General features: G+C 69.1%; 3 protein-coding genes, 1 tRNA gene and 1 rRNA gene. 4 read left to right on the top strand and 1 reads right to left on the bottom strand.

The window, feature by feature from the left end:
• The 3 genes from rrf to ABZ453_RS46675 form a co-directional block, all read left to right on the top strand.
• A 5S ribosomal RNA gene (gene rrf / locus ABZ453_RS46685) occupies nucleotides 1-91 on the top strand; the annotation flags it as partial.
• 114 nt (nucleotides 92-205) lie between these two features.
• Entirely contained in the window at nucleotides 206-868 is a 663-nt protein-coding gene (locus ABZ453_RS46680) for a DegT/DnrJ/EryC1/StrS family aminotransferase (RefSeq protein ID WP_359025503.1), read from the top strand.
• Nucleotides 869-944: 76 nt separating this feature from the next.
• Nucleotides 945-1,020, top strand: a tRNA-Thr gene (locus tag ABZ453_RS46675).
• A 73-nt stretch (nucleotides 1,021-1,093) separates the two neighbouring features.
• Here the strand turns inward: ABZ453_RS46675 and ABZ453_RS46670 are convergent.
• The gene (locus tag ABZ453_RS46670) at nucleotides 1,094-3,847 is read right to left on the bottom strand and encodes a SpoIIE family protein phosphatase (RefSeq protein WP_359025501.1); all 2,754 of its coding nucleotides are present in this window, start codon (nucleotides 3,845-3,847) and stop codon (nucleotides 1,094-1,096) included.
• 375 nt (nucleotides 3,848-4,222) lie between these two features.
• Between ABZ453_RS46670 and ABZ453_RS46665 the strand changes: the two genes are divergently transcribed.
• A complete protein-coding gene (locus ABZ453_RS46665) occupies nucleotides 4,223-9,694 on the top strand; it encodes a HAMP domain-containing protein (RefSeq protein ID WP_359025499.1) in 5,472 nt (1,823 codons plus the stop codon).
• Nucleotides 9,695-9,852 lie beyond the last annotated feature (158 nt).

The raw sequence follows: 9,852 nt of genomic DNA, 5'->3' as shown, positions 1-9,852 counted from the left end.
GCCCGGTTACATTCCGAACCCGGAAGCTAAGCCTTACAGCGCCGATGGTACTGCAGGGGGGACCCTGTGGGAGAGTAGGACGCCGCCGAACAATTATTCAAAGGGTCGGATCCTGAACTTCGGTTCGGGGTCCGGCCCTTTTTCGTTCTGCGTCACTTGAAGTTCACGTTGCGCAACCACCATCCGCAGCATGGGTACTGCTGCAATGCTCAGGGCCGCCGGCCTCGGACTCGGTGACGAGGTCGTCGTACCGGCCTTCGGGAACGTCGAGGTCGCCGAGGCCGTCGCCATGGCCGGGGCGCTGCCGGTGTTCGCCGACATAGACCCGGTGACGTACTGCCTCGACGCCTCCGCTGTCGAGGCGGCTCTAACTCCCCGTACCGCAGCGGTGGTTGTCGTACACCGCTTCGGGCGGCCGGCCGACATCGCGCGCCTGCACGGTGTCGGGCAGCGGTACGGGCTGCTCGTGCTGGAGCAGGGCGAGTCCGAGGCGCCGTACGACGAGATCGCGCAGCGGCGGGAGCGGGCGGCCTATCTCGACGCGAAGTTGCGGGGGGTGCGCACCCCGGACGGGGGCGATGGGCACACCTATCAGCAGTACGTCGTGCGGGTGCCCGGCAATGGGCGGCCCGACCGTGACGCGTTCGCGCGCGCCGTGCGGGCCAGGGGAGTTGAGTGCCGGGTGCCGGTGAAGACGCCCGTGCACCGACTGCCGGAGTTCCGTCGCTGCGTTTCTCTGCCGGAGACCGAGCGTGCCGCCGACGAAACGCTGGCTCTGCCCGTCGATGCCGCGTTGACGAAGCGGGACATGCAACGCATCGTGGGCGCTTGCAATGCGCTGGGCGGACTGCTCCAGCCTGCTTTCTGAGCGTGGTTGGGAGCAGGCGTCTGTTCGGGGTATGATCTATTCCGTCGCCGCGGGGGAAACCTCGAAAAGGCGACAGGCCCCCTTAGCTCAGTCGGCAGAGCGTCTCCATGGTAAGGAGAAGGTCAACGGTTCGATTCCGTTAGGGGGCTCCAGCCAAAAGGCCCCGCCCAATTGGGCGGGGCCTTTCTCGTACCCGTAACTCGTCTCTCGTGCCCGTAACTCGTCTCAGTCCTTCTGCAGGCCCGGGACCCGCATCGCCAGGATCGCCATGTCGTCGGACGGGGCGTCCGAGGCGAAGCGTTCCACAGCGCGCATGATGCGGGCCGCGACGGCGCCCGCGGTCAGACCCGTGCAGGTCGTGAGGACGTCCGTGAGGCCGTCGTCGCCCAGCATGCGCGTGCCCTCACGGCGCTCCGTGACGCCGTCCGTGACGCACAGGAGGACGTCTCCGGGGTCGAGGGTGACCGTCTGCTCGTAGAGCTCCAGGTCGTCGAGGACGCCGAGGAGCGGCTGGGGCTCGGCGGCCGGTTCGACCGTGCCGTCCTGGCGCAGGCGGAGCGGCAGGGGGTGACCGGCGCAGACCACCTTCAGTTCCGCGCTGCCGTCCTCCTGGGGGCGCAGCTCGCCGTAGAGGAGGGTCAGGAAGCGGCTGCGGGCGCCCTCGTCGAGAATGGCCGAGTTCAGTCGCTCCAGGACCGCCGGGCCGGACAGGCCCTCGCGGGCCAACAGGCGCAGGGCGTGCCGGGCGAGGCCCGTGACGGCGGCCGCGTTGGGGCCCGTACCGCAGACGTCGCCGATGGCGAAGCCGTAGGCGCCGTCGCTGATCGGGAAGAGGTCGTAGAAGTCGCCGCCGACCTCGTTGCCCTCGCCGGCCGCGCGGTAGATGACCTCGACCTCGACGCCGTCGATCTCGGGCAGCTCGGGTGGCAGGAGGCTGCGCTGGAGGGACTGGCTGATGGCCGTGCGCTCCGAGTACAGGCGGGCGTTGTCGAGGGCGAGGGCGGCTCGACGGCTCAAGTCCTCGGCCAGTTCGAGGATTTCCTGGCGGAAGTGTTCGTCGGTGGGCTTGCCGAGGGTCAGCATGCCGATGACGCGGTTGCGGGCGACCAGGGGGAGGACGACGGTCTCGCCGCCGACGGCGGAGGCCGTGGCGAGCGTGGGGCCGATGCCGGAGGTGATCTGGTGGGTGGGGCCGCCGGACAGGCCGAGGCTGCGCATGGAACTGCGCAGGGCGGCCTGGTGGGCGACCTCGCCCGGGGCGGACCAGACGCGGGCGCCGGGGGTGGGGACCGGGTCGGGCGGGGGCACCTTGGAGAGCAACGACTTGATGCCGTCGATGAGTTCCTCGTCCTCGTGCAGGACGTAGGAGAGGTACGGCTCGGAGGCCTGGTCGGCGATCGTGTAGACGGCGCACCAGGTGGCGAGGGTGGGGACCGTCATCTGGGCCATCAGGGCCAGGGTCTGGTCGCGGTCCAGGGTGCCGGCGAGGAGGTCGGAGGCCTCGACGAGGAAGCTGAGGGAGCCGCGGCGCAGGCGTTCCAGTTCGCCGAGGCGCGCCGACTCGACGGCCAGCGCGATGCGGTCGGCGGCGAACTGCAGGCGCAGGGCCTCCTCGTTGGAGTATCTGCCGGGGCTCTCGGCCGCGACGCCGAGGGAGCCGGTGAGGCGGCCCTCGACCTTCAGCGGGACCGTGACGACCGAGCGCATGCCCGTGCCGCTCAGCAGTGGTACGGCGCCGGGGACGGCCGTCAGGTCGTCGTGGACGGCCGGCATGCGGGCCGAGCCGTAGCGGCCGGGGCCGGCCTCGACGGGCACGCGCGCGAAGCGCTGGCGGGCGGAGGGCAGGCCGGTGGAGGCGCGGACCTCCAGCTCCGTCTCGTCGTCGGTCGCGAGGAGCAGGAAGGCGGAGTCGGCGTCCAGCATGTCGCGGGCGCGCTCCACCGTGCGCTGGAGGAGGCCGTCGAGGTCGTCCGGGGCCGGGGAGCCGATGAACACCTCGAAGGGGTCGGTGTTCTGGCCGTCGGCGGCGGAGGCGGTGTCGGAGGCCGGCAGGCGCAACGGCGTCTGCAGCACGGCCCGTTCGTGGTCCCTGACGAGCAGGCAGACCGTGGAGGGTTCGCCGCCCGTGTCGCGGACGCGGAGGTGCGAGGCGTACACCGGGGTGACGCGGCCGTTGGCGCCCCTTATGCCGTAACTGCCTTCCCAGCGGGAGAGTTGGAGCGCCTCGGCGATACCCGTGCTGGTGCCGGGGGTGTGCGGCCAGGCGGCGAGATCGGTGAGGGGCTTTCCGATCACCTGTTCGGCGGGGTAGCCGAAGAGTTCCTCGGCGTCCTCGTTCCACGAGGTGATGGAGCCGGTGCGGTCGATCTGGACGACGGCGACACGGACCCGGCCGTCGGCGAGCGGCAGGAGGTCGGCGGGGAGGGACGGGCCCGCCGCGCGCGTGCCCACCGCGCGCTCGGGCAGGTCGAGCTGGAACCAGACCTGTTTGTGGGTGGGCGTGTACTCCACGCCCCAGCGGCCGGCGAGTGCCGCGCACAGCTGGAGGCCGCGGCCGCCCTCGCGGTCGGGGCTGCCCATGTTGACGGGATGGCCCTGGAGAGGGATCTCGCGCTCCGGGTAGCGGTCGGCCACCTCGACCCGTACGCCTTGGTCGGTGCGCAGGCACAGGACGTCGGCGGAGGTGCCCGCGTGCACCACGGCATTGGTCACCAGCTCGCTGGTGAGCACCACGGCGTCGTCGACGATGTCGGCGAAGCCCCAGCCCTGGAGGGTGTCGCGGACGAAGGAGCGGGCGGTCGCTACCGATCGCCCGACGGGCTCGAAGCTGGCGGCCGCGCGCGCGGTGATCACAGAACTCCTCGGCCTGTTGTCGACGTGCTGGGCTGCGTGGCCGACCGGCTCGTGCCGCTGATGCGGCAGGCCGCCCGTCGGCCGGGGGTCCGGGGGCTGTCCCCCGGGGATCAGTCCGGTGGTCATGTGTGCGGCCGCCCCTCCGATGCCCGCTCGTTCTCGTGCCACCGCCCATGCCGGACGGACCGGTGCGGCTGGACAGCCGCATGCAAGGTTACTTACCTTCGCCGTCCGTGCGGATGCCGGTCTGCAGTGTTTCCGCCCAGAGGGTGTGCGGACGATGTGCGAAGCTGCCGAACTGTTATGGCCGGGTTCAGGCAGGGTGAAACACTGGGCAAGCTTCTTGTGAAGGTCCGGGCAGGCTGAGTGACTTCCGCGTACAGCGGGCAGCAGCCCGTGGTGTGACCTGGTATATCCGGCAGAAATGCGCAGCAGTACCGGTACCACGAGCAGTAGTACCGGAACACAGCAGTAACGGTCGACCCCTGCGGGAGGGACACAGTGGAGTCTGGCGCAGCGACGCGGGGCACTAAGACGCGCGCGAAAGGCGGACAGTCCCTGAACAACCAGGGCAAACCGCGCGGCGGGACCACGGCGGTGGACACGGCTGCCCTGAACCGACTGCTGGCGGCCCTCGTGGCCATGCGCGACGGGAATTTCCGCAAGCGGCTCACGGTGTCCGGGGACGGCGTGATGTCGGAGATCGCCGCGGTGTTCAACGAGGTGGCCGACCGCAATCTGCATCTGACCGGTGAGCTGTCGCGGGTGCGGCGCATGGTCGGCCGCGAGGGCAAGCTCACGGAGCGGCTGGAGACGGGCGCCTACGAGGGTTCCTGGGCGGCCGCCATCGAGGCCTCCAACGCGCTCGTGGACGACCTCGTACGGCCCGTCTCCGAGGTCGGCCGGGTGCTCACCGCGGTGGCGGAGGGTGACCTGTCGCCCCGCATGGAGTTGCGGACCCACGCTCCCGACGGGACCGGGCACCCGCTGCGCGGGGAGTTCTTGAAGGTCGGGCGCACGGTGAACAACCTCGTCGACCAGCTGTCGACGTTCACCGACGAGGTCACGCGCGTGGCCAGCGAGGTCGGCACCGAGGGCAAGCTGGGCGGACAGGCACGCGTGCGTGGCATGTCGGGTTCGTGGAAGGACCTCACGGACTCCGTCAACACCATGGCGTACCGGCTGACGGCGCAGGTCCGTGACATCGCGCTGGTCACCACGGCGGTGGCCAAGGGTGACCTGTCCCGCAAGGTCACCGTGCACGTCGCCGGCGAGATGCTGGAGCTGAAGAACACCGTCAACACGATGGTCGACCAGCTGTCGTCCTTCTCCTCCGAGGTGACGCGAGTCGCGCGCGAGGTGGGCACGGAGGGCGAGCTCGGCGGTCAGGCGCAGGTGCCGGGTGTGGCCGGTGTGTGGAAGGACCTCACCGATTCGGTGAACCTGATGGCCGGCAACCTCACGGCCCAGGTGCGCGGGATCGCGCAGGTCACCACCGCCGTCGCGAGCGGCGACCTGTCGCAGAAGGTCACGGTGTCCGCACGCGGCGAGATCGCTCAGCTCGCCGACACGATCAACCAGATGACCGAGACGCTGCGGATCTTCGCGGACGAGGTCACGCGCGTGGCGAACGAGGTCGGGGCCGCCGGGCAGCTGGGCGGTCAGGCCAATGTGCCGGGCGCGGCCGGCACCTGGAAGGACCTGACCGACTCCGTCAACACGGTGTTCCGGAATCTCACCATTCAGGTGAGGGACATCGCGGCCGTCACCACGGCCGTGGCCAACGGTGACCTCTCCCAGAAGGTCACGGTGAACGTGGCCGGCGAGATGCTGGAGCTGAAGAACACCGTCAACGGGATGGTGGACCAGCTGCAGTCCTTCGGTTCCGAGGTCACGCGCGTGGCGCGGGAGGTCGGTGTCGAGGGCGAGCTGGGCGGCCAGGCACAGGTGCCGGGCGCGGCCGGCACCTGGAAGGACCTGACGGACTCCGTCAACACCGCCTTCCGCAACCTCACCGGCCAGGTCCGCAACATCGCGCAGGTCACCACGGCGGTGGCCAACGGTGATCTGTCGCAGAAGGTCACCGTGGACGTCTCCGGCGAGATGCTCCAGCTGAAGAACACCGTGAACACGATGGTGGACCAGCTGTCCTCCTTCGCCGACCAGGTGACCCGGATGGCGCGGGACGTGGGCACCGAGGGCCGACTCGGAGGTCAGGCGGTCGTACCGGGTGTGGCCGGTACGTGGAAGGAGCTCACCGACTCCGTCAACGGCATGGCCGGCAACCTGACGGCCCAGGTCCGTAACATCGCCCAGGTGACGACCGCGGTCGCCCAGGGCGACCTGTCCCAGAAGATCGACGTGGACGCGCGCGGGGAGATCCTGGAGCTGAAGAACACCATCAACACGATGGTCGACCAGCTCTCCGGATTCGCCGACCAGGTGACCCGGGTGGCCCGCGAGGTGGGCACCGAGGGCCGCCTGGGCGGTCAGGCGCAGGTGCCCGGCGTGGCCGGTGTGTGGCGGGACCTGACCGACTCCGTGAACGGCATGGCGGGGAACCTCACCGCGCAGGTCCGCAACATCGCGCAGGTCGCCACGGCGGTGGCCCGCGGTGACCTGTCACAGAAGATCACCGTGGACGCGCGCGGGGAGATCCTGGAGCTGAAGAACACGCTGAACACGATGGTCGACCAGCTGTCGTCGTTCGCGGAGGAGGTCACCAGGGTCGCCCGCGAGGTGGGTACGGAGGGCCAGCTCGGCGGTCAGGCCGAGGTCCAGGGCGTCTCCGGCACCTGGAAGGACCTCACCCAGTCCGTGAACTTCATGGCGAACAACCTGACCATTCAGGTGCGCCAGATCGCCGAGGTCACGACCGCGGTCGCCAAGGGCGACCTGTCGAAGAAGATCACCGTCGACGCCAAGGGCGAGATCCTCGAGCTCGTCACGACCGTCAACACGATGGTCGACCAGCTGTCCAGCTTCGCCGAGCAGGTGACCCGGGTGGCCCGCGAGGTGGGCACCGAGGGCATCCTCGGCGGTCAGGCGCACGTTCCGGGTGTCACGGGCATCTGGAAGGACCTCAGCGGCAACGTGAACCTGATGGCCAAGAACCTGACCATGCAGGTGCGCAACATCTCCCAGGTCGCGGCTGCGGTCGCCAACGGCGACCTGACGCGCACGGTGACGATCGAGGCGCGCGGTGAGGTCCAGCAGCTCGCCGACACGTTCAACACGATGGTGAAGACGCTGAGTTCGTTCGCCGACCAGGTCACCAAGGTGGCCCGTGAGGTGGGCACGGACGGCATCCTCGGCGGTCAGGCGCATGTGCCGGGCGTGGCGGGCACCTGGAAGGACCTCACCGACTCGGTGAACGGCATGGCGTCCAACCTGACCGGCCAGGTGCGCAACATCGCCATGGTCACGACGGCGATCGCCAAGGGTGACCTGACGAAGAAGATCGACATCGACGCGCGGGGCGAGATTCTCGAGCTCAAGACGACGATCAACACGATGGTCGACCAGCTGTCGTCCTTCGCCGAGGAGGTCACCCGAGTCGCCCGTGAGGTGGGCACGGAGGGGCAGCTGGGCGGTCAGGCACGCGTGCGTGACGTGGACGGCACCTGGCGCGACCTCACCGAGTCCGTGAACGAGATGGCGGGAAACCTCACCCGGCAGGTGCGCGCCATCGCGCGCGTGGCCACCGCGGTGACCCGGGGCGACCTGAACCTGAAGATCGACGTCGATGCCTCCGGCGAGATCCAGGAACTGCAGGACTACATCAACAAGATGATCGCCAACCTGCGCGACACCACGATCGCCAACAAGGAGCAGGACTGGCTCAAGGGCAACCTGGCCCGTATCTCCGCGCTGATGCAGGGCCGCCGCGATCTGCAGGACGTGGCCTCGCTGATCATGAGCGAGCTGACGCCGGTCGTCTCCGCTCAGCACGGCGCGTTCTTCGTGGCGATGCCGCTCGTCGACGGCAAGGACCTGAGCGCCGAGAACGAGGACGCGTACGAACTGCGCATGCTCGGGTCGTACGGCTACTCGATGGGCTCCATGCCGACCTCCTTCAGGCCCGGTGAGGCGCTGATCGGGACGGCCGCCGAGGAGAAGCGCACGATCCTCGTGGAGAACGCGCCCAGCGGCTATCTGAAGATCTCCTCGGGCCTCGGCGAGGCGCCGCCCGCCCAGGTGATCGTCCTTCCGGTGCTGTTCGAGGGCAAGGTGCTCGGCATCATCGAGCTGGCCTCCTTCACGCCGTTCACGCAGATCCAGAAGGACTTCCTCAACCAGATCGCCGAGATGATCGCGACCAGCGTCAACACCATCTCCGTCAACACCAAGACCGAGCAGCTGCTGAAGCAGTCGCAGGAGCTGACCGAACAGCTGCGTGAACGCTCGGCCGAGTTGGAGAACCGGCAGAAGGCCCTCCAGGCGTCCAACGCCGAACTGGAGGAGAAGGCCGAGCTGCTGGCCCAGCAGAACCGCGACATCGAGGTGAAGAACACCGAGATCGAGGAGGCGCGGCAGGTCCTGGAGGAGCGCGCCGAGCAGCTCGCGGTGTCGATGCGCTACAAGAGCGAGTTCCTGGCCAACATGTCGCACGAGCTGCGGACGCCGCTCAACTCGCTGCTGATCCTGGCCAAGCTGCTCGCCGACAACGCGGACGCCAACCTCACGCCCAAGCAGGTCGAGTTCGCCGAGACGATCCACGGCGCCGGCTCCGACCTGCTCCAGCTGATCAACGACATCCTCGACCTGTCGAAGGTCGAGGCGGGCAAGATGGACGTCTCCCCGACGCGTATCGCGCTCGTCCAGCTCGTCGACTACGTGGAGGCCACCTTCCGGCCGCTCACGGCGGAGAAGGGCCTGGACCTGTCCGTACGGGTCTCCCCGGAGCTGCCCGCCACTCTGCACACCGACGAACAGCGACTCCTGCAGGTGCTGCGCAACCTGCTGTCCAACGCGGTGAAGTTCACCGACTCCGGCTCGGTCGAGCTGGTGATCCGGCCGGCCGGAGCGGACGTGCCCATGGCGATCCGGGAGCAGCTGCTGGAGGCCGGTTCGCTCACCGACCCGGACGCCGGTCTGATCGCGTTCTCGGTCACCGACACCGGCATCGGGATCGCGGCCAGCAAGATGCGGGTGATCTTCGAGGCGTTCAAGCAGGCCGACGGCACGACCAGCCGCAAGTACGGCGGTACCGGCCTGGGGCTGTCGATCTCGCGGGAGATCGCCCAGCTGCTCGGCGGTGAGATCCACGCGCAGAGCGAGCCGGGACGCGGCTCGACCTTCACGCTGTATTTGCCGCTGCACCCCAGCGAACTGCCTCCCCAGGGCTACCAGCAGCCCGTGGCGGCCCTCGGGGCCAGCGACCTGGTGGCCGCCTCTGACCTGTCCCAGCTGTCCGCGGTGGAGGTGGAGACGCCCGCCGAGGTGCGGTCGTACCAGCAGGCGCAGAACGGCGCGGCGGCGCTCTTCAGGCGCCGCCGCCGGGGCGGCCTCGACGGCGACCACCGGGCCGCCGGGCTGGGGCAGTGGGCGGGCGCCGAGCAGGGTGCCGCTCCGCAGCCGCATCGGGGCATCCGCTTCGGTGGCCAGAAAGTGCTCATCGTCGACGACGACATCCGTAACGTGTTCGCGCTGACCAGCGTCCTGGAGCAGCACGGCCTGTCGGTGCTGTACGCCGAGAACGGCCGTGAGGGCATCGAGGTGCTGGAACAGCACGACGACGTGGCGGTCGTCCTGATGGACATCATGATGCCGGAGATGGACGGTTACGCGACCACGACGGCGATCCGCAGGATGCCGCAGTTCGCGGGGCTGCCGATCATCGCGTTGACCGCGAAGGCGATGAAGGGCGACCGTGAGAAGGCCATCGAGTCCGGTGCCTCCGACTACGTCACCAAGCCGGTCGACCCCGACCACCTGCTGGCGGTGATGGAGCAGTGGATGCGAGGGGAGTGAGGAGGACCATCGATGTTCACGCGGAGTTGCTGACTCAGTGTGGCCGACGCCGTGTAGAAGTACGGGATACGGGGAACCTTCTGGTCTCCCGCTACGTTTCTGCTACGTGCACAGTGACATCGCGGTGACAGGGTGTGGCGACAGGCGGGGTGCGGCTA

Origin of the sequence: Streptomyces sp. NPDC005799 (assembly GCF_040630525.1) — a bacterium.
GTDB lineage: Bacteria > Actinomycetota > Actinomycetes > Streptomycetales > Streptomycetaceae > Streptomyces > Streptomyces griseorubiginosus_B.
The sequence above is the reverse complement of the archived record's forward strand: the minus strand, read 5'-3'. Positions and strand labels throughout refer to the sequence as shown.

Coding starts and splice junctions, on each gene's coding strand:
- ABZ453_RS46680 (WP_359025503.1), top strand. CDS start 206: ATGCTCAGGGCCGCCGGCCTCGGACTCGGTGACGAGGTCGTCGTACCG.
- ABZ453_RS46670 (WP_359025501.1), bottom strand. CDS start 3,847: ATGACCACCGGACTGATCCCCGGGGGACAGCCCCCGGACCCCCGGCCG.